This is a genomic window from Halogeometricum pallidum JCM 14848, from assembly GCF_000337095.1.
GTDB classification, from domain to species: domain Archaea; phylum Halobacteriota; class Halobacteria; order Halobacteriales; family Haloferacaceae; genus Halogeometricum; species Halogeometricum pallidum.
Window position 1 is genome coordinate 20,035 of the sequence record NZ_AOIV01000041.1, and the last position, 19,194, is coordinate 39,228.

At 57.8% G+C, this 19,194-nt stretch carries 18 protein-coding genes, 2 pseudogenes and 1 CRISPR repeat array; of the genes and pseudogenes, 6 read left to right on the top strand and 14 right to left on the bottom strand.

Features of this window, described 5'->3' with window-relative positions; all coding sequences use genetic code 11:
* Nucleotides 1-793: 793 nt before the first annotated feature.
* The 10 genes and pseudogenes from C474_RS16440 to C474_RS16475 form a co-directional block, all read right to left on the bottom strand.
* The gene (locus C474_RS16440) at nucleotides 794-1,099 is read right to left on the bottom strand and encodes a plastocyanin/azurin family copper-binding protein (RefSeq protein ID WP_008388850.1); all 306 of its coding nucleotides are present in this window, start codon (nucleotides 1,097-1,099) and stop codon (nucleotides 794-796) included.
* Nucleotides 1,100-1,233: 134 nt separating this feature from the next.
* A complete protein-coding gene (locus C474_RS16445; RefSeq protein ID WP_049917126.1) occupies nucleotides 1,234-2,469 on the bottom strand; it encodes a ZIP family metal transporter in 1,236 nt (411 codons plus the stop codon).
* The gene (locus C474_RS16450; protein WP_049917127.1) at nucleotides 2,470-3,729 is read right to left on the bottom strand and encodes a multicopper oxidase domain-containing protein; all 1,260 of its coding nucleotides are present in this window, start codon (nucleotides 3,727-3,729) and stop codon (nucleotides 2,470-2,472) included.
* On the bottom strand, nucleotides 3,730-4,434 hold the full coding sequence (locus C474_RS16455; RefSeq protein ID WP_008388858.1) for a metal-dependent transcriptional regulator: 705 nt from the start codon (nucleotides 4,432-4,434) through the stop codon (nucleotides 3,730-3,732).
* A gap of 166 nt (nucleotides 4,435-4,600) precedes the next feature.
* Nucleotides 4,601-4,761 (bottom strand): annotated as a pseudogene (locus C474_RS21890) (IS6 family transposase); the annotation flags it as partial.
* Nucleotides 4,762-4,774: 13 nt separating this feature from the next.
* Nucleotides 4,775-5,416: a PH domain-containing protein gene (locus tag C474_RS16460; protein ID WP_008388862.1), complete on the bottom strand. Its 642-nt coding sequence runs from the start codon at nucleotides 5,414-5,416 to the stop codon at nucleotides 4,775-4,777.
* 24 nt (nucleotides 5,417-5,440) lie between these two features.
* Nucleotides 5,441-6,916 carry an outer membrane protein assembly factor BamB family protein gene (locus tag C474_RS16465; RefSeq protein ID WP_008388864.1) on the bottom strand — a complete coding sequence of 492 codons (1,476 nt, stop codon included), beginning with the start codon at nucleotides 6,914-6,916 and terminating at the stop codon, nucleotides 5,441-5,443.
* Nucleotides 6,909-7,214, bottom strand: a complete 306-nt coding sequence (locus C474_RS22210) for a hypothetical protein (protein WP_152421697.1) — start codon at nucleotides 7,212-7,214, stop codon at nucleotides 6,909-6,911. Before C474_RS22210 ends, C474_RS16465 begins: the two co-directional genes overlap by 8 nt.
* 271 nt (nucleotides 7,215-7,485) lie before the next feature.
* Entirely contained in the window at nucleotides 7,486-8,877 is a 1,392-nt protein-coding gene (locus C474_RS16470) for a hypothetical protein (RefSeq protein WP_008388866.1), read from the bottom strand.
* Nucleotides 8,878-9,020: 143 nt separating this feature from the next.
* Nucleotides 9,021-9,572 (bottom strand): hypothetical protein, encoded by a 552-nt coding sequence (locus tag C474_RS16475; protein ID WP_049917128.1) that lies wholly within the window; start codon nucleotides 9,570-9,572, stop codon nucleotides 9,021-9,023.
* A 108-nt stretch (nucleotides 9,573-9,680) separates the two neighbouring features.
* Here C474_RS16475 and C474_RS16480 point away from each other — a divergent pair, with 108 nt between their 5' ends.
* Nucleotides 9,681-10,100 carry a winged helix-turn-helix domain-containing protein gene (locus C474_RS16480; protein ID WP_049917156.1) on the top strand — a complete coding sequence of 140 codons (420 nt, stop codon included), beginning with the start codon at nucleotides 9,681-9,683 and terminating at the stop codon, nucleotides 10,098-10,100.
* 259 nt (nucleotides 10,101-10,359) lie between these two features.
* Here the strand turns inward: C474_RS16480 and C474_RS21770 are convergent.
* Nucleotides 10,360-11,203, bottom strand: a pseudogene (locus C474_RS21770) (alpha/beta fold hydrolase).
* 170 nt (nucleotides 11,204-11,373) lie between these two features.
* Here C474_RS21770 and C474_RS16490 point away from each other — a divergent pair.
* The 4 genes from C474_RS16490 to C474_RS23370 all read left to right on the top strand — a co-directional run bounded on the left by C474_RS16490 (nucleotide 11,374) and on the right by C474_RS23370 (nucleotide 16,114).
* A complete protein-coding gene (locus C474_RS16490) occupies nucleotides 11,374-12,066 on the top strand; it encodes a helix-turn-helix domain-containing protein (protein ID WP_008388876.1) in 693 nt (230 codons plus the stop codon).
* Between the two features lie 548 nt (nucleotides 12,067-12,614).
* Nucleotides 12,615-13,427 carry a DNA-binding protein gene (locus tag C474_RS16495; protein ID WP_169330571.1) on the top strand — a complete coding sequence of 271 codons (813 nt, stop codon included), beginning with the start codon at nucleotides 12,615-12,617 and terminating at the stop codon, nucleotides 13,425-13,427.
* A 213-nt stretch (nucleotides 13,428-13,640) separates the two neighbouring features.
* Nucleotides 13,641-14,393: a CRISPR direct-repeat array (repeat unit 30 nt; unit sequence GTTACAGACGAACCCTAGTGCGGTTGAAGC).
* Nucleotides 14,394-14,685: 292 nt separating this feature from the next.
* Nucleotides 14,686-15,123: an SWIM zinc finger family protein gene (locus tag C474_RS21775; RefSeq protein ID WP_008388880.1), complete on the top strand. Its 438-nt coding sequence runs from the start codon at nucleotides 14,686-14,688 to the stop codon at nucleotides 15,121-15,123.
* A 52-nt stretch (nucleotides 15,124-15,175) separates the two neighbouring features.
* Nucleotides 15,176-16,114, top strand: a complete 939-nt coding sequence (locus C474_RS23370) for a transcription initiation factor IIB (protein WP_049917131.1) — start codon at nucleotides 15,176-15,178, stop codon at nucleotides 16,112-16,114.
* A 40-nt stretch (nucleotides 16,115-16,154) separates the two neighbouring features.
* On the opposite strand, the gene C474_RS22215 is transcribed toward C474_RS23370, so the two are convergent.
* Nucleotides 16,155-16,682: a hypothetical protein gene (locus tag C474_RS22215; protein ID WP_152421698.1), complete on the bottom strand. Its 528-nt coding sequence runs from the start codon at nucleotides 16,680-16,682 to the stop codon at nucleotides 16,155-16,157.
* Nucleotides 16,683-17,039: 357 nt separating this feature from the next.
* Here C474_RS22215 and C474_RS16510 point away from each other — a divergent pair, with 357 nt between their 5' ends.
* The gene (locus tag C474_RS16510; RefSeq protein WP_008388884.1) at nucleotides 17,040-18,185 is read left to right on the top strand and encodes a hypothetical protein; all 1,146 of its coding nucleotides are present in this window, start codon (nucleotides 17,040-17,042) and stop codon (nucleotides 18,183-18,185) included.
* Between the two features lie 15 nt (nucleotides 18,186-18,200).
* Here C474_RS16510 and C474_RS16515 read toward each other — a convergent pair whose 3' ends face one another.
* Entirely contained in the window at nucleotides 18,201-18,695 is a 495-nt protein-coding gene (locus tag C474_RS16515) for a hypothetical protein (protein WP_008388886.1), read from the bottom strand.
* Entirely contained in the window at nucleotides 18,696-18,998 is a 303-nt protein-coding gene (locus C474_RS16520) for a ribbon-helix-helix domain-containing protein (RefSeq protein ID WP_008388888.1), read from the bottom strand.
* Between the last annotated feature and the right edge of the window lie 196 nt (nucleotides 18,999-19,194).

A 19,194-nucleotide genomic window follows, 5' to 3' on the forward strand; every position in this document is an offset into this window, starting at 1 on the left:
GTGATTTCGGCGTACACCCCTTGATATGCACATCTCACCCGTACGAGCCTCCTAAATCCAGGTCACGGGAGAGTACATCCACACTCGTCTCCGGAAGGAGGGAGTGTGGAACGGGTGTAGAACGAGCGGGGCTGTCGTCCCCGATAGCGGATCAGTATCGAGTCGCAGAGCACATCGTAAATCGGCAGATATCTGCAGAGAGCATGCCTCTCTCGGTGGTCTGTCGAACCCCGACTTCGACGGTGAATCGACATTGACGCTGAACATCGACGCATCTCTGGAATCTGAAACCCCGCTACACCCCTACAAAATCGGGGTGTATCGCCTGAATTCAGATGTACGGACGCTTCATCATGCATCCAACGCGACCACAACGCGTTCGCCAGTTCTCAGAGACGCCTAAAACAGCCGCTGAAACGGCCGAATTCTTCGCCTGAACACCTTCACTTCCGGTCGAGCATCGTCTGTCTCCGAATCCTCGTCCAAACACCCGCTACACCCCACGTAGCAACCCACACTCCGGGGAACACAGGGGTGTACGCCGATTTGAGACCCGGTTTCCTATGCGAGATTGCTGATACATTCGACATCAGACCCCCTCAATTTCCACTCCAAACGGAGGCCAAAGAGACGGTTAGATCGTTCGCGGCTGTGAGTGGATTACCGAGACTCCATGCCCGCGACTACCTACGTGCACTCAACTCGGTGTTCTCGAATAAGAGCAGTTCGAAAAGGCATGCTTCCAAGTGCTGTTCAGAAGCTCTCCTCTGAGACGAGCTTCGCTCCCAAAGCGTTACTTGACGACGACGGTGCCTGTCATCCCAGAGCTCTCATGGGGGATACACACATACTCGTACGTTCCAGTGACCTCAAAAGTATGCTCGTATGCTTCTCCGGACGCGATGAGACCCCCACTGACGTTGTTTCGTGCGGCCTTCTCAGAGTCAAACTCACCGCTGGCGAAGTACGCCGCTTCGGAGGGTATCTGACCGTCGTAAGCGGTCACTGTGTGCCCAACCTCACTCTCGTTCGTCCATCTCACCTGTGTACCAGTGCTCACAGTGAGGCGCTTCGCATCGAACCTAAAGTCGCCGGTCATCGAGATACCTTTTATATCTTCTGACCCACCAGCAGACGAGCAACCCGCAGAAGTCGTCGCTACGAGTGCCGCCCCGCCGAGTCGAAGTACCTGTCGTCGGTTCATATCTTGTGTGAACGTTGGTTTGGGGGGGGTTAGAGTGCGACGAAGAGGTCGGTAACGTACATCACGATGAGACCCACGAGGAACGTGATGAGGTTCAGCGCCGACGCTGCCTGTCCATTCCGGCTGATCATCTCGCGCAGTTCCCAGATGACCTGGAGGATTGCACCCACGCCGACGGCAAGGAAGAACGCTCCGAGCGTCGGCGAGAAGGCGAGGCTTCCAAGCCAGCCACCGAGAATGACGGGTGCACCGGCGAGGAAGCCGAGACCAAGAAAGTGGAGGATGCTTGGGCGCTCACCACGTGCAACGGGTGCGACGACGGCCGGACCTTCGGTCACGTTGTGAAGCATGAAGCCGATGACGAGGAACGCACCAAGCGAAACGCGGCCGAGTGCAAATGAACTCCCGATGGCGAGCCCTTCGGCGAGGTTGTGCAGGCCAATGCCAAGCGCAACCAGGTAGGCAATCCACAGCCCACTTTGTGCGCGAGCGTCACCGGCAGCAGCACGACCCTTCCGCCATGCGCTGACGGACTGGACGGCGAGGAGTGCACCGATGATACCGAGTGCGACGAGGGCGGTCCCTTCGAACGCACCGGGAACTTGTTCACCGAGTTCAAACGCCTCGAACCCGGCGTCAATGGCGAGGAACGCGAGAATACCTGCCGAGAAGGCGAGTATCGCGTGGAGCCACCGGTCGCTCATCGACTGGAGGAACGGGAACCACAGCATCCCGAGGGCGACGGGGATGACACCGACGAACAATCCGATGACGGCCATCGTCAGCAACAGCTCGGTCGTCAGACCCGGTGATTGGTTGGGGGCAACGATGGTGTGATGGACCGTGCTGCCGTCCGAAAGCATCAGTGCGACTTCGAGGTCCCACCCCGGGTTCCAGTGGTACGGGATAACGACTTCTGCGCTCTCACGGGGGGCAAGTGTGTTGTCGCCACCAGCACCCTGGACGTCGAAGTTCCAGTACGCCTCAGCGACGAGGACCTGTGAAATCGTCACTTCCTTCGGCCCGTTGTTTGTGACGTGGACGACCACTGTCTCGTCGTTTGGCAAGGTCGTATACGTCACCGATACGTCAGGAAGTGGTTCTCCACCGGTATCGAGTGATGCGAACGGCGTCGCGGCAAAGAATCCCCCAGCGATAAGTCCCAAGAGAAGGATCGGGAGCAATGCTGCAGCCCACTTGGGAAGCCCAAGCGGACGCTCGGTTCGGTTCACCGCCGTACCTCCGTCGGTGTTTGGTTTACTCATTTAGACCACCTCGAAGAAGCTCATCCACCCAAGTTCGGCGAATTCAGACTGGTGGGCGTGGAACATGTACAGTCCCGGGTCGTGGTTGGAGTAGTCCAGTTCGATGATGCCGCGCTGTGCCTGACACTGCATGACCGTGTCCACCGTTTGGAGTGTCGACGTCAGCGTCGTCCCGTGGTCGTAGTAGTCGAAGAACTGCGAGTGGGTGTGGAAGGAGTTGATAGCGTCGAATTCGATTGCGTTGACGAGATACACCCGCTGACGCTGGTTCCTGTCGATTTGAATAGGCCGTTTGGTTTCACCGGCCTTCCAGTTCCCTCGGCCGTCGGTATCACCGACTCCGTAGGCGAACGCGCGGGTGTTGGCCGCGTACACCTCGTTGTCGCCATCGAAGTTGGTGTCAAAGCCGTTCATGACCATCACCATCTCGTTGACCTCGTCGTTCTCGGGGGACTCGTGGTTCCGTGTCTTCGCCTCAGCGACGAGGTCTGCACGGAGTTCGTCCGTGATCTGCGAGCGATGGAAGTTGCAGTACTCCTCGGGGTTCTCGGCGACTCGTTCGGGGTCCGGGTCGATGATAATCGCGCCGTACAGTCCCCGGTGGATGTGTTCTTTCAGCGGCAGCGAGTGGCAGTGATAGAAGTGCACGCCCATCGGCTGGGCGATCCACTCGTAGGTGAACGACTCGCCAGTGTTGAGGACACCGGGTCCATTCTGTGGAATCCCATCCATCTCGGGATTGAGGTTGCGGAGGTGTGGATGGATGGTGTGGGCGTGTCTACCCAGATTCTCGAATTTTACGCGAATCAAATCACCTTCGACGGCACGAATCGTCGGCCCCGGGACTTGGCCGTTGTATGCCCAGGCGGGGAACTCGATACCGGGAGCGATAGTGACCGTGGTGTCGATCGCCTGAAAGGTAAATTCGCGAACTGTCCGGCCGTTCTCCTCGTAGGTATCCTGAGGAACGTTCTCCTGTTCGCCACGACCGGTATTGAACTGGTAGAGGAACTCGTGAGGGTCGAAATCAAGGTCACTGTACTCACCAGCTGCACCGAAATTCCCGTGTGAGCTGCCGCCGTGACTGTGATCCTCACTGTCTGCCCGTCCAGTACCCATGAGAGCGGCACTACCTGCTAGACCGATTCCTCCAAGGACTGCCCGGCGCGTGGTCTTAAAATCCGACTCAAGAGAGTCAACTAACCTACGCTCTAACTCATTTGTGAGTTCTGCTGCTCGTTTATAATCTAACGATGGCATCTAATGTACCTCGCTGAATTGTCCAGATTCACTGGTCGACGTTGCATCAAACTGCGTGACGAAGATGCTCGAAGCGGTTTCAGAGGGCAGTGAAAATTGATCATCGGTCTCTCTCACTTTGAGCGTAATCATGCCGAAAGGAGCGACCTCGATTACTTTGAGGAGTGCTCCGAGTCTCACTCCAACCTCAGTAAGATAATCCAGAACATCTGGGCTGTTATCTCTAACTTCGGAGACGACGACAAGAGACCCCTCGTCGAACTGGTCAACTGACTGTTGACCGGCGTCGTGTCGAACTTTGAGGTCCACTGTCGGGATCGGTGCGCCGTGCGGGTCAACAGTCGGGAATCCAAGAAGTGCTGCAATCCGCGCTTCCAGTTTCTCGCTGATATAGTGCTCTAACACATCGGCTTCATCGTGAACCTCCGACCAATCGTACCCGAGCTGTTCAGTCAAGAATAGTTCGAGCAGTCGATGGTGACGGAGTGTTTCGAGAGCCAGTTTTTCACCACGAGTTGTGAGTCGAGCACCCTGATACCGTTCGTAGTCGACAAACCCATCGTCGTGCATCCGCTTCAACATCGCCGTCACAGTCGGTGGTTGAACCCCCATCGCGGTCGCAATCGCTGAGGGTGCGACTTGTGTGTCTCTGTCCTGAAGCCTGTGAATGGTCTTTAGGTAGTCTTCGACCTTCGGGATCACCATGAGAATGAATTAGACACGTCTAAAGAAAAGGTTTGCTAGCCGCCACACAAATATTTGCATAGTCAAATAATAACGGTAGTGTGGCTCTTTCTGACTGCGGTTTGAGGCACTTGGCTTCGTATCATGTGTTTTTGTCAAACGAAAGAGATAGCGTGGCTGGCACGGTCTAGTTATCCTCCGGAGCTGGCGTTCGACTGTCGAGCGATTGATGCGGTCGCTGAAAATTATCGTACTGAACGAACATTGCAAGCCACTGGCGGACGCTCAGTCGACTGCCCACCTGTGAATTGTGGAGACGTCAATTCTCCGTTTCAACGTATGAAACCACGTGACTCGTACGCTACCGTTTCTGGATCGCATCAGCAATCGACCGCTCGAACTCCTTGGCCTCGCGGATGTGCCGAACGAGGGCCAGACGCCGAGCGCCGGTGTCGAGCTTGATATTTCCGAGGCCGAACAGCCGAAGGTAGAACGGCCGAGCAACCGTGCGAGTCTTGACCATTTCCAACTGGACGTTCTTGTGGTTCGTCCCGAGCAGCCGCGTCTCTGTGACGAGACGCTTGTTGGTCAGGTAGTAGGTTGTCAGGGAGTTGAGCCAGTACGTCCACACTCCGGTGGCGAACAGCAAGGCACCGACGACCAATGCGATTGTCGGGTAGACGTACGGCACGTGCGTATAGAACAGCCAGTAGCAGGCGAGACAGAGACCACACAGCCCAACGACTGCCTTCGCCCGCACGAACGGCGTCCGGGGCGTCGCGTTGTTGAGAGACCGCTCAGTGACTTCCGGCTCAAATGCCGACCCAGCAACGGCATGGACGTAGATTCCGAAGAGCGCGATACTCAGACCGACCAAGAGGGCGACCTGCGAGAGCGCTGTGGGAACCTGCAATGCGAGGGCATTCACGTAGCCGTCCACGCCGACGACGAGGAAGGGGCTGGCAACAATACTACTCCAAACCGCGGGCAAGGTGCGTTTCATTGGGATGGTGAGGGGATAGGGTGCTCAGTTGTGCTTGTAGTTCTGGTAGAGGACGCTGGCGATGCTCACGAGAAAGCCAAGGACTGTCAGCCCCCACGGCGTGAGCGAATCTTCGAGTACCCGGTCACCCGGATTGAAAAACCCGCGACGGCCATCTGTGGTCGTTCTCCGAGGAGTGGCCGTGACGGGGCTTGACTCTGTGGTTTCAGCGTGAGTGGACCGACCGGGACTCGGCGTCACAGTCGGTTCGCTCGGAGCCGCCGGACTCGACGATTCGGCTGTCGTCCGCGTTTCAGGTCCTGACTCGCTCTGCGTGTGGGTTCTTGATTCGGTCGCCGTCTGACGCTCGGTCGACGTGGCTGTCGGGGTCTGGGCCGAGCGCGGCGTCTCGCTGGTCCGGCGAACCGCTATGAGCGTTCCGTCGTCCTCGTCGACAACGAACGCCGTCGAGGGAGTTACGGCGACACCAGAGAGGATATCGTCGTCGTCGTCATCGATGGTGTGACTCCAGTTCGTCAGCCCCGTGGTCAGTTCGACGCCAGTCACTACGCGCTGGTAAGACCGGTTGACGCCGGCGACGACGAATTCACCGTTTTCTATCGCGATGGCACGCCGCGGGTCGATACCCAGTGAATAGACTCTCGACCCAGTCTCGGCATCGAAGATGGTGACAGTGTCGCCGGCGGCAACTACCATTCCATCGGCGACAGCGATGGTATCCATTTCACCGTCACTCGTGTCGGCGGTCCACGTCACGCGGCCGTTAGCGGCTTCCACTCTCACGACGCCCCCGTGCTCGCTCCCGAGGTAGACCGCACCGTCGTCGCCGGCGATCGCGGCGGTTGAGCCCTCATTCTCCCAGTCATCGAGTTCGACCGTCCAGCGCTCGGCGCCGGTCGCGAGGTCGACGGCGGTGACGTCAAGACGGGTTTTCGCGAACACGACCGTTCCCTCGGTCACGCCCGCTCGCATGGGTGCGTACGTGTCGTAAGCGTCGACATCGGGCCACCGGACGCCGCCCGTTTTCGCTTCGAGAGCGCCGATGGAACCATCGAGACCGTACAGCAGAGCTGTCCCAGCAACATCGAGACTGGTGACGCTCCCACCCACGGTCCGCCGCCAGCGTTCACTCCCGTTCCGTACGGCGAAGGCGGCAATCGTTCCACTCTCTGTCCCGGCGTAGACGTGGGTATCGTCGACGGCCAGTCCGTACGGTCCGATGGCGTCACCGACGCCGGCGGCCCACAGGCGCTCGCCAGTCGCCTGCTCGAAGCATACGACCGACGACCCCGTGCTGGCGAATACGTAGCCATCCCGGGCGACTGGGTCGCTCTGTTCTGCGACTCCCGTTGCAGTCCATGCAACGGTCCCCGGGTCCGTCCGGGTCCGCCCGGTCGCTCCGGTGGCAGCTGTGGTCGCAGTTGCGGTCCCGACGCCTGCAAGCGTCGCGATTCCAGTCAGTACGGCTCTGCGAGAGTAGGTGTTCGTAGCGTCAGTCATGGCTCTGGCTCGTGTGGGTGTTGTTGTAGTCGGTCAACGCGGCCTGCGCTGTTGCTCTCGACTGATGCTGAGTCTTCGAAGTCGTGGTTGAGAACTCGCCAGCGACTGCATCGGCTATGTCACGCTCCAGACGCTCGATATGGCTCGCCAACTCGTCGACCGAAAGCATCTGCAACCAGGGGAACCGAGTCGAGGGGGGCAGTACGGGACCACCCATCTGAGGATAGCTCCGCTCGGCACGAACTCGCGCTTCACGCGCAGCCCGCAGCTCCGCCGTCAGGTCTTGTGTGTTGGACATGGTAGGTCCACCGCCACCCGGGACCCAGCCCGCTTCGCAATGGGATCGTCGCCATCAGTCGCGCGGACCGGTTAGGGGGACAGTGGAACCACAGTCGTCCGAATCTGCATTGAAAAGTAGTATATATTGAGTGTAGTTAAATCTAACTATTTTATGGCTGAATGAGTGCGGTGGCGGCGAACTGAGTTTACCCCCTGAATTACTTGGTCGTCGTTGACCTGGTGCGGAGTGGCCGGCGCTTTCACTTTCTGTAATGCAACGGTGAGTCTGGCTACTTTCCGACTGGCTCCTCTCTCGGCACCGGCTGAAACTCGAACGCTCGCGTGTTCGCCGGTGCGTCGGCAGGAACTTCGTTGTGATTGAGTAGCGTCTCAGGGGATGCTGCGTAGGCTAATCCGATGAGAAGCGGTTCGGCTTCAGCGAGATACGCTGGATATCCATACGGGCTCGGATACTGCTGGTTGTCCCACGCCCGCACCCAGAGATACGTCTGGGCCTTCAATCGATGCGTCCCTTGTTCAAACAGCTCGCTCGCCCAGCTACGCTTTTTTGAGTCGTCGCCGAACACCGTGTTCGTGAGTTCGCCGACGTGGTAGGCGTTCCCGTCGCCCCAGCGGGCGAATTTCTGCGTCCCGGCGCGATCCTTCGCGATCTCCTCAAAGTTCGCGCTCAGTGTGTTTTTCTTTCCATATGCTTCGGCCTTTCCGATATACCGCGGGACGATCTCTTCGGGCGACGGGGTCGTCGACTCAAGCTGATAGAGGACATAGAGCAGGCCACTTTGCCCTTCTTTGACGCCGTCGGCGTTGACGCACTGTTTTCCCTCCGCGCGGATGCGAGTCTCGATCGCTGCACTCCGTTTGAGCTGACCCCGCTCCGTGAGTGCGACGGTGAGATCTTCATCCGTCTCGAAGAGCGGAATCGGGTCGACCATCTCAGGATCGTGTATCTCCCGTCGAATCGTCTGATCGACCCACTCCAGCCAGAGGGCCCCTTTCGTCTCGCCCGTCACGTTGACCGTCGGCGTCTCGCGGATCATCCTCGCCTCTTCGTTCGGCGTCTCCGCTTCGAGACCGACCCACTCAGGACCAACTTTCGCCATCTCCTGTGGCACTCGATTCGGAACGAAATCTCGGTTTGCGAGCGCCCGCGTGAACCGGGGATGTGAATGGGCAAGCCCGACGATCTTCGCTTCAAGTTCGTGCCGGTAGGTAGGGAAGCCGTACGGTCCCTGTTCTCTCTCATCGATGTCACAACCCCATACGTACAGCGGTGACGTCGCTCGTTCGTACACCGTCGCGATGTGGTCGTACTTCGAGTAGCTCCCCCAGGAGCCGTCGTCAGCCCACTCCGTGGTGGGCAGAGAATCACGGAGTCGTCTGAAGTGTTCGAGAAGTCGATTCGCGATGTTCCCCGTCTCGCCAACGTACACGGGAATGATGTCGGTGGCCGTTTCGACTGGTTCGTCGAGGAGATAGAGAAGATACAGATAGTCACCGGCTCCTCGCCCGAGACGGTAGTCGTCGTAGGCATCGGTTCTCGTGAGCTCTGCTCCTGAGTCGTCGACGATCTCGACGGGATCTGGTGTTTCTGCTGCAGTAATATCCTCGAGGACAGTTCGTGTTACCCACCTCTCCCACAGTGTCTCCTTCGTTCTCGACATCTACGTCTACTGAACTATACACTGCTCTATCAATTCTAGCTTCTGTATTGACGACCGATGGAGAAGGAGACTGCATTCCCAGCCCTCGACAAACGATTGTGGCCAAGGTTTGCAACGGAATCAGTAGTGCTGCAGTTTCGCGCCTATGACTGAAGGGCCAGCTGATCGACTTGTTGCAGGAGAGTAGCCCGATCAGTCCACGATCGTGCTCGTCCGATATTTTCGAGCGACCGCATATGGGTCCAGAACATCCCGTTGTAGGCTTCGTACTGGTCATCGTCGTCTGCATAGACTCGGTAGAACGCCTGTGTACGTGTTCGGTACTCGTATTGGTCGATGAAGCCGGCCTCCCAACAGTGCCCTCCGTGAGAATGTTCGTAGACACCGACGATGGTGTCCGCATACGAAAGTAAGAGCTTGAACTTCGCTGTCCAGTCCTCGGTGAAATCGAAGACGTCCTCCATCAGACGAGGATGCACATCTGGCTCATTCAGCTGTTCTCTGACTGCTGTGAGGTGTGGTTTTTCCTTCTGTCCGTAGTGGCCGAGGATGAATACCGTCTGAACGTCTGGGTCGAAAAAGTCGTTGTTTTCGTGGATTGCAGTAAGCATCCCTTGTGTTTCAGAGGGGGTGAGGGGTCGGTTGTTGACGTCTCTGAATCGCGTAGATAGGTCTTCTGGAGAGGGTTCGGACATATCTCTATCTCGTATCGTTGAGGATTAGTTCTTTGGAATATCGCGTTTTAGACCACTTCGAGGATATCCGAAATGGTTAAGCAATCGGATATCGTAGTTCCACTCACAATGAGCGCGCTCGAACACCGCCACGACCGACACGACGACGAGCTTGATCCTATCGAGGCGATGAGCGCGCTCGATACGACGACGCGAAAGAATATCGTCGGTGTAATCGTGGGCCATCCAACGAGTACGCCCTCGAAGAAAGAGCTCGCGTACTACCTTCCTGATACGCCGGACTCGACGATTTCGTCGAATCTGAGCATCTTAGAAGAGGCAGGTATTATCGAGTCTGCGTCTCACGAACGAGCGGACTTAGAGAAAGGAGAGCCGTATCGGTTCTTCCAACTTACCGATGCGGCTCGTGACTTGTTCGACCGGAACGGTCTCTTTGAGGAAGCCGCCTACAAGAACCTCATCGAACAGACCGAGAAGACTGACGACATCGAAGCGGCGGAGGGTGCGCCGCGTCCAGTTTTCACGTGAGCGAAGCAGTAGGGTAGTTCACACTTGGTAGACGCGAGCCCGTCCACCCCGGTACTCCTCGGGCACGTCACCGATACACTATCCCTGGCCTGTCGTCTCGATGTAGGAGTACTTCCTATCGCAGTCGGAAAGTCCCTTGTAGCCCCGCGGTCGCACACCGACATCTCGCTTGATGAACGAGAGGGGGTCGCTGTGACGACTATATGAGCGCGACGGCGGCGAGCCCCTTTCAGTCCCGTCCCGGTGGATTCGGTGGCCGCTATCGACCCAGATTAGTTCTGGCGGTGCGATGCTCTAGTGTCTCGTTACGTACCTCGCGAAGAAAGAGCTGGGCTGTCGAGGAAATCAGCTCCGGTGCTTCTGCCGGCCCACTATGGCTGATCGTATCGAACTCACTGAACCAGCTATGCGGGAGTGCATCGTGGACAGCACGAGCACTCTCACGGAGGAAGTCCGGACCACCCGTCCCGCTCAGCACGAACACAGGGACATTGACATCGAATCGAGTAGGACATTGATACTGTTCGACAGCGCGGTTCATCCGAACGACTTCTTCAGCGAGATCGACGCAGTCCGGCCAAGGTGGCCATGTCGCCAGCCATGCATCCAGATCATCAATCCCGCCAGGGTGGAGAACGTGCTCAATATAGCGTTTCACGGCTGCACGGCGGTCTCCCCTTTCGATGAGTTGCTCCATGCGGTCCGCGAGATTAGCGTGGCGTCGATATTCTTCGGGGAGGACTGCTGGCTCGTAAGCAATCACCGCTTCGGCATCGATTTCTTTTGCCGCCTCTATCGCCGTGAGCGCACCGTACGAATGGCCAAAGAGAACTGGCGTCTCTTCGAGATCTGTCGCAAGCGCTCGGACGTACGCGAGTTCCCGTTCTAATACCGCTTCAGCGGGCGTTTCTGCGCTACTATCCAGACACGTCCCGAATCCCGGTCGCTGTGGAACGATGCTCGTGCGATCCGGGAAGTGCGGGACGGTTGGGTTCCAGTACTCGGGTGGTGGCCATCCCTCCGTGCAGCAGTACGAGCGGCTGGCCCTCACCGTGTCGTTCATACTTGATCTCGAAATCAGTCTCGGAGTGTAGTGTCTGCATGCGCTGTGAGGTTCGGTAGGCAACTGGCTAAGCGACACTCTCAGTCAGACGGCCATTTATACGTACATCCAGTTTGCGTTACGTCACATCCTCCAGGTTCGCTCCCTCCGTGCGTCCGAACCACGATCAAGATCCGATGCGTCCATTACTCACGACAGAGACCTGCACACATGGGTCTCGTCGCTGAGTTCGGAATCAGCTGTCCTGCGCTTCCGCTCGTCGACGTTGCAGCAGCGGTGCCGGAGGCGATGCTCGTTCTCGATCTCCAGTTCAACCATGGGAACCGACCCCTATTCCTCGCGACGGTAACGGGTGCGTCTCAGCGTGTCGTTGAGGACGCTCTCACCGAAGCATACGACGTCGGAGAGTGGACGTTCATCGGGGTAGCTGACGAAACGTATCGGTACCAGATCGTCCCAGCACTCAGCTTCGAAGCGCAACTCGGTGGGCAAATCGATGATTTGTCCGGGCTTGAAGCACTTGCAACTGCGGACGCTGTTATCGAACGCATCGAAGTCGAGCCAACGGGATGGCGACAGATGGGTTGGTTTGCCTCTCGAGATGCATTCTCCGAATTCTCGTCGTTCTGGCAGCGTCACAGCGAGTTCAGTTTGTATCGGCTCACGGTCGACGGCGAGGCCGAATCACCAGGTGATGGTCTCACTGATCGCCAGCACGAAGCACTGCGAGTTGCTTTCGAACTTGGATATTTCGAGATACCACGACGCACTTCTCTTCAGCAGATCGCCACGGAGTTGGATATCTCCGCGTCTTCGGTTTCAGAGCGACTTCGCCGTGCGCAGACAAAGCTCATTCACGAGACGGTCGCGACGACGTGGCCTCCACTTCCAGAGTCTCGGTAAACCGACCTCCGGTTAGCAAAACTTCGATGTGTCGGACCCCTCGAAAGCCCCTCGCAGTCTCGCGGTCGCACACCGACATCCCGTCTTCGACGAGGGGGGTCGCTATGACGACCGCATGAACGCAACGGCGGTGAGCCCCTTTCAGTCCCACTCTCTGGATCCTCTGGTCGCTATCGACCCGGCACGCACCGCTCGTCTCTTTCGGCGACGGCCACGCTCGCTTCTCCCGAAGCGCCAGCGGGTGAGTCCAGACGGTGCTGCGCCGGTCGGCGCAGCACTCCCCTCGCTTCGCTCGGCGTCAAACTCACTCCGCTGGCCGCTCGCCGTCACCGATCGACGCGCGCTGCTGGTTTTGTTCTCACTATCGAGCGCGCGCCACTCGCGCCCACGGGCGCTCGTGAAGGCGCGAGCGGCGCGCGCGTGAGGATGTAGTCGGGTTGTGATGAGGAGAGCTGCGGCTGGAGAGTCGTAGTCGTCGGAAGAAGACGCCGAGTGAGCGCCTTCGGGTTACAGCAATGAGTACTACGAGACAGATCGGATATGAAGGTTTGGACGAACAGGTTGATGAACAAACGAATACGGAAGCGGAGCAGGTCGAACTGCGGCCGTCGGTCGAACTCGAACGACAGGGACTGATCGATTCATCGGTAGCGGAGCGGGGACGTGGGCTAACGTTGGCGGCGGAAGAGCGACTGGCGGCGCGTGAGTTCGAGATCGAGCGAACGCGGATGCGGATGGATGCACATCAAATGGGAGACCGTGAGGAGCGAACGAGGGCGGTCGTCGAGAAGACGAACGAGGAGCGGCGGCGTGACTTTCAGATTCGAGCCGGCTGCGTGGATCGATGGACGGACCCTAAAGAGGCGGACCCACGGGAGGAGCTGAGCAAAGAACAGTTAGCGGCGGTGAATCGGCAGGCGATGCGGATTCACGAGTCGGTGCCGAACAGTGGGTCGACGGCAGCCATCGCACGGCAGTTGGCCGAGCGAGTTGCAGACGGAGATCAGTTGATGAGCACAGTGATCGCGGTTGCAGAAGCTGAAGAACGGCGGCCGGAGTCGGTCGTTCCGATTCGGGTCGTGGGAGATGTCAATAGTGGAGAGGTGACGGTCGAAGGCGAAGTAGAGATGCTCTGGGAGCCGTCGAACTCGGCGATTCAGGATGCGGGACTGCTGAAGGACGAAACAGGAACGATCAAGTTCGTGAGCTGGAAGAAGAGCGGCCAGCCAGCTGTGCGCGAGGGAGAGCGTGTTCGGTTTCGGTGTGCGCGGAAGAAGTGGTACGATGGGACGTGTTCGCTCGCGCTGACGAGCTGGAGTGATGTGGAGGTGGTTGAGTACGCCGGATGGTGGACTGAGTAGGAATCTGTTGGTGGGTTCTTTTTTCGACTCCTCCACGCCAGCCCCACCACCCCACCCACCGCTCCGTGCTCGCTTCGCTGCGCGCGCAGCCACGACCTTGTCTCGGGGGTCGATTCCGTCGACCCCCCGGGGGTTTAGGGGGTATTGGAGGTCGACGGAAACACTTGTGTGTGAATAGCGTATAGGAGGGTTGTGGTGGCCGAATTGGCCATGGTTACAGACGAACCCTAGTGCGGTTGAAGCGCCTTGCAGAAGTCTTGCAACCCCTCCCTATCTAGTTACAGACGAACCCTAGTGCGGTTGAAGCGAGCGGCGCGACGGTCTCCACGACGGGCGTCCACAGTTACAGACGAACCCTAGTGCGGTTGAAGCGACCTTGACGACGTCTCGGACCGCGACCTTCTGAACTGTTACAGACGAACCCTAGTGCGGTTGAAGCAACCGCCGTCCCGCTGCCCCCCGAGACGTTGTGAATGGTTACAGACGAACCCTAGTGCGGTTGAAGCGCCGGTCGAGTCGCTCGCCGCCTGAGCAGCGCCGGGTTACAGACGAACCCTAGTGCGGTTGAAGCCGGATGTTCGGGCACTCGGTGACGCGGACGCCCTTGTTACAGACGAACCCTAGTGCGGTTGAAGCGGCGAGAAACTCCTCAGCATGCGCGACTTCGCTATTGTTACAGACGAACCCTAGTGCGGTTGAAGCCGGGTCGACGATCTGATTGATGTCAGGAAGTGCCATGTTACAGACGAACCCTAGTGCGGTTGAAGCCTCGACCGCCTCTGTCGCCCCCTCACGAACCGCGAGTTACAGACGAACCCTAGTGCGGTTGAAGCCCGAATACAACGCCGTCTCACAATACACACACGCCGAGTTACAGACGAACCCTAGTGCGGTTGAAGCCTCGAACCGGAGGACACCACCACCGACTTCCAAACCGTTACAGACGAACCCTAGTGCGGTTGAAGCGCGGAGGCGGGATATCATCTGCTCTCGTTTCTCGGGTTACAGACGAACCCTGTGCGGTTGAAGCTCGTTTCAGCCATGCCTTACAACCTCACAAACGAGGGTTACAGACGAACCCTAGTGCGGTTGAAGCTGCCATTTTGGTCACATCCTTAACGTTTGAGCGACCGCACCCTCGACGGGTCAAACTCCCACTCCATCGATCATTTGGCAGAACAGACGCAGCTAGTCGCTACTCTGTGAGAAATAGTTCGCCCCTCACGAGTGCGGGGCGACCATGTGCGCCTCGCGCGTTATGACCAGGACGCACCCACTGAACCAACTAGAATTCTCGAAGCGAGTCGGAAAACGAGCGCAGTACGAAGCGTTCGAATTCACGCTTCTCAGAAACGCGATCCGCGTCACCAACGCGAGCTACGCCGATCCGGAAAACCATACCTACGAGGTCGACATCGAAGACGGACTCCCGGCTCGTTGCACCTGCCCAGCGGACGAGCGCTTCGAGGGCGCCTGTAAGCATCGTGTCGCGATCGCAATTCGGCGACCGCTCCTGCAGGCAATGACGCTGCACAGAGACGAACCTGTCGTCGCTGACGGTGGGCAACAGCACGGCACACTAGGTTCAAAGACCGAAGCAGACGAATCTTGTCTGGAGTGCCTCGACGACTTTCCCTGTTGGGAGTGCGTCAAAACCGGTCGGAGAGAGCTTCCTGACGACCGCCATGAGAGATAATCCCCCCTGAAGGGGTGCGGGGTGGCCGAGAAGGGCTGCACCCGAGACAACAATGGCTGTTAGCAACATCTACGAGACGAGTTTTGATGAAGCGTGCGGAAAGCAATGTACGGCGGCCGAATGTCCCGAGTGCGACGGAACAGTCCGAACGGATGGCGGTGAAACGCGGTGTCTGGAGTGCGGACTCATCCTCTCGGAGTATCGGCTTGATCACGCCTACCGAGAGTTCGTCGATTCGGAGGCGATCCAGTCTCCCGCGAGAACGGGTGCACCCCTGACGGCCGCACGGCACGACCGCGGGCTCTCCTCGGAAATCGGTCGTGGTACTGATGGAAACGGCAACGGACTCTCCAGCCGGAAGCGACGGCAACTGTCCCGGCTTCGTCGTGAACACCGCCGTGCCCGGTGGCGTACGTCCCAAGAGCGAAATCTCGGATACGGCTGTGGTGAGATCGCGCGAATGACGGGTGCGCTGGAACTTGGCTACGAACTTCGAGAGCGAGCGGCGCAGCTGTTTCGGACGGCTCAGTACGAGGGCCTCCTGCAGGGTCGTTCGATTGATTGGATTGCAGCGGGTGCGGTCTACGGTACCTGTCGGTGTGCCAGTATCATCCGACCCGTCGAAGCGATCGCGGAGGTTGCTCGGTGTAGTGTGCAGGAGGTCAAACTCGGCTACAACGTGTTGAATCTCGAACTCGGTCTGGAGACCGAGGTTCAGACGCCGATCGAGTACATCCCGCAGGTGGCGAGTGCGTGTCGTCTCTCCCAGCGAGTCCGTTCTCGGGCGACTGAACTCGCTCATCTCTCCGTTGAGGCGTCCATTGCAAACGGTCGAAAGCCCTCGGCGGTTGCAGCGGCCTGTGTGTATCTGGCTTCGCAGGAGTTGGATACGGGGCTCCGACAGACAGACGTTGCTGCGGCGGTTGATTCGACGCCAGTGACGGTTCGGCGGCGGTACTACGAACTACAGGACGCTGCCAAAGGGCAGTAATCGATCTTCCCCCCTATACCCTTAGAGCAAGGGCATGCTGTCAGTTGGTCTTGGCCAGGAGATCATGACCTGTACCAGTGAGTGTATTCACTCCGTCCGAGCGTTTGATGTATCCGAGAACTTGAAGCCATTCCCGGTGATGTGCTGCTCCCCTTGCTGTGGTCATTTCTGTCTCTGGAAAGCTCTTGACGAGCAAGTCTCGGATGTCTGCATCTGTCATTGGATTCTGCTCTAACTCTCTGAGTATGGTATTGAACCCCTTGACGTTCGATTGTAAGGCCTGATAAAGAATCTCTGGCTTAGAATCATTGAGATACTGCGTACCTCGTCTCGATAGTGACACTTGGTCGTCGTTGATCTTAATGAGCTCAATCGCGGCGAGAAAGCTAATATTCGGATCGACAGCGTCCCGACTTCGTGCCGTAGTATTCGAGATGATCCAATCTTTAACTGCCGAACGGCTGATTGGGCCGTCACGGAGATACGAGAGAAAGCCTCTCAGGTTCTTGATCCGGTTTGTTGTTCCTCCGTAGAACGGGTCGGTCGACATTCGCCGATTGTCGGTCATTCTTTCGCACCGCTGAGTTGGTAGTCACCTAACAGTTTCGTTCAATCACGATTCCCTACGTACCTCGTTTTTAGGTGATATCCTTACCCAACTCAAGCGGGATACCCCTACAAAGGAACTCTTCATGACTAGCGTTACAGGGTTGGGATGACGCAAGCATCGTGTGTCCAGGGGCGGGGTCGTTTCGGCGACCCGCCAGCAGTATCGTTTGTAAAACGATCGTTCAGGGCGGGAATGAGCAGTATCCTGAGTTGAGGTAAGAAGCGATCAATCACTCTGACCGCTGTTCGACTCCGGAGAGAAATAATGCGCCCCGAAGGGTGCGGGCGCGACACGCACGCGCCTGCGTGAACAGAGATGAACGACACAGAGCAGACGACGTACTTTGCAGGTATCGACGGTCAATCAGACGCAGCCCTTCCCGAGTGGTACGACGCACGTGCACAACCGGACGAGGTCGTTTCGTTCGCCGAAGCGGTTCGTGACCTTCCCCGTGCAGTAGAGGCGGACATCGCGTACGCTGACCCCTACTCCGGTGAGTGGGTCGAGACCGAACGATTCAACGCCCTAGTCGAACCGACGCGACTCGCCGAACAAGAGGAGGGGGTCGACCCGCTCTTCCACGTCCCGACGCAGTCGTATTCGATCATCAATCCGACGCACGTCTACGCGCCGTTAGAAGAAGTCATCAGAGAGACAGAACTCGATGGCCAGTCGCTCGGTGATGCTGTGTTCGGCGAGATTCGCCAGTACCGCGGTGGCGGTGAGGTGCACATGGACATCATGTTCGACGGGCTGTCCGTGACCCTTCCCGATCGCTCGGAACCGATTACGATGGGCGTCTCCTCCGGATACGACTTCTTCGGTGGCCATGCCGTCTACGTCGAAGGCTTCGCCCGAGACAATGCGTGCGCTAACTCGATTCGGTCACTGACGAACCGAGAAGTCGTCAAGCACGTTGGCAATGTGCCTGATTTCGGGACGTGGTGGGCGGAGCTTCTCGGACAGCTCGAACTCGTGGCGAACGACCTCTACGGATTCATCCTTGATGCATCTGATATCTCGGTCAACTTCCGGCAGGTTCCGTTCGACCTCGCGGAGTTCTACGAGCTGCTCGGCTTTCCCAGCTACCTCGCTGGGCACGCGGCGAGTGACGCTCGAGCCAACGCAACGAACGTGTTCGATATCGATATGTGGACGCTGCACTCGGGCGCAACGCACGCGCTCACGCATTTCTTCACCGGCAAAGAGGGGACATCATTGGATGGCTACGTCCGAATCGCGAACGATATGCTGTTCAATCCAAGTCGGACGATCGAGGTTGTTCGTGATACCTACGAGCAGCAGGCAGTTGAGGCGGCGTCGGAGGATGGACAGACAGGACTGGGGAGCCAGCTCGCGTTAGCGCAGGTGGAGCTGGTTGAGGAGGACGTTCGTGAGAAGGCGACGACGTTCGAAGACCGCGAGGAGATGTTGCGCGAACGGTTCGAGACAGATCACTAGGCAGGCGGTTCAGCACTACTTTTCAGAGAATAGCGTTCGTGCGTAGCGGTAGATTGGCGCGCCGAGCCAGTCACGTTTGTTGGCAATCGTCTCAAATTTTCGCAGTGCTGCTTCTTCTTCGAGAACGCCCCGTTTGACCAGCGCACGAAGGACGATCGGCGAAAGAGCGACCTCGGCATCGACTAACTGTTGCAGTTCCGGAAGCGCTCGAAAGTCATCTGTAATCAGAAACGAAGCGTCGTATTCTTGAACCGCTACGACACAGCTTGCTTCACCAGCATCGATAGTACTCGTTAGTGGTGACTCTCCCGACCCTGACACTACATTGAGTCGCTCTACTTTCTCAAGGATCGCCGTGGCAGCCCTGGCGTGGCGATCGTCGTACGATGCAGTCTCCTCTAGCTCCGTGAGTATGGTTTCTGTAATCGCCACATCGAACTCATCAATAACGAGTTCGAACACACTGCCTGCTGCGAGCGAGATAAGTGCACTCGTGTCAACGACGAGCATTTAGTAATCTGCGAGTTTGTCGGCGAGCTCTTCGCCTCGGTCAAGTACGTCTCTCGATGCGCGAACAGCCTCAGCGTCCTGCCGACCGATGACTTCAGCTAACTCTTCAAACGCTATTTCATCTGCGAGATATAATTCGACAACTGCCTCTTTGAAGCTCTCTTTTGACTCAACCTCTTCGAGGTAGTTTCGTAATGCTTCGATAAGCACTTCAGTTCGATTCTTATGCGCAACTTCCGCTGCAATATCCGCGTGTGTCACTAATTCCTCCGGCAGTCGGAAGTTGACGCGTTTCGTGCTCATCCTTGTACGTACAATGTACGTACAGAATCAAAGGGTTTTCGACGGGTAATCGCTTGAACGGAGACACCCCTCGTTCAGAGTGTATTTTGCTCTCTTCTACCGAAGTGCAGATACACCAGAGACACCCCTCGTTCAGACTGAAAATCGGACAAGACTCTTCGGGTCTAGAGAGAAGAGAGACACCCCTCGTTCAGAG

What these genes read in the sequence shown, in the direction of transcription:
- C474_RS23370 (WP_049917131.1), top strand. Translation starts at nt 15,176, where the DNA reads ATGGCTGTTAGCAACATCTACGAGACGAGTTTTGATGAAGCGTGCGGA.
- C474_RS16450 (WP_049917127.1), bottom strand. Translation starts at nt 3,729, where the DNA reads ATGCCATCGTTAGATTATAAACGAGCAGCAGAACTCACAAATGAGTTA.
- C474_RS16520 (WP_008388888.1), bottom strand. Translation starts at nt 18,998, where the DNA reads ATGAGCACGAAACGCGTCAACTTCCGACTGCCGGAGGAATTAGTGACA.
- C474_RS22210 (WP_152421697.1), bottom strand. Translation starts at nt 7,214, where the DNA reads ATGTCCAACACACAAGACCTGACGGCGGAGCTGCGGGCTGCGCGTGAA.
- C474_RS16480 (WP_049917156.1), top strand. Translation starts at nt 9,681, where the DNA reads ATGAGCGCGCTCGAACACCGCCACGACCGACACGACGACGAGCTTGAT.
- C474_RS16455 (WP_008388858.1), bottom strand. Translation starts at nt 4,434, where the DNA reads ATGGTGATCCCGAAGGTCGAAGACTACCTAAAGACCATTCACAGGCTT.
- C474_RS16445 (WP_049917126.1), bottom strand. Translation starts at nt 2,469, where the DNA reads ATGAGTAAACCAAACACCGACGGAGGTACGGCGGTGAACCGAACCGAG.
- C474_RS16490 (WP_008388876.1), top strand. Translation starts at nt 11,374, where the DNA reads ATGGGTCTCGTCGCTGAGTTCGGAATCAGCTGTCCTGCGCTTCCGCTC.
- C474_RS16510 (WP_008388884.1), top strand. Translation starts at nt 17,040, where the DNA reads ATGAACGACACAGAGCAGACGACGTACTTTGCAGGTATCGACGGTCAA.
- C474_RS16475 (WP_049917128.1), bottom strand. Translation starts at nt 9,572, where the DNA reads ATGTCCGAACCCTCTCCAGAAGACCTATCTACGCGATTCAGAGACGTC.
- C474_RS16440 (WP_008388850.1), bottom strand. Translation starts at nt 1,099, where the DNA reads ATGACCGGCGACTTTAGGTTCGATGCGAAGCGCCTCACTGTGAGCACT.
- C474_RS16470 (WP_008388866.1), bottom strand. Translation starts at nt 8,877, where the DNA reads ATGTCGAGAACGAAGGAGACACTGTGGGAGAGGTGGGTAACACGAACT.
- C474_RS16515 (WP_008388886.1), bottom strand. Translation starts at nt 18,695, where the DNA reads ATGCTCGTCGTTGACACGAGTGCACTTATCTCGCTCGCAGCAGGCAGT.
- C474_RS21775 (WP_008388880.1), top strand. Translation starts at nt 14,686, where the DNA reads ATGACCAGGACGCACCCACTGAACCAACTAGAATTCTCGAAGCGAGTC.
- C474_RS16465 (WP_008388864.1), bottom strand. Translation starts at nt 6,916, where the DNA reads ATGACTGACGCTACGAACACCTACTCTCGCAGAGCCGTACTGACTGGA.
- C474_RS22215 (WP_152421698.1), bottom strand. Translation starts at nt 16,682, where the DNA reads ATGACCGACAATCGGCGAATGTCGACCGACCCGTTCTACGGAGGAACA.
- C474_RS16460 (WP_008388862.1), bottom strand. Translation starts at nt 5,416, where the DNA reads ATGAAACGCACCTTGCCCGCGGTTTGGAGTAGTATTGTTGCCAGCCCC.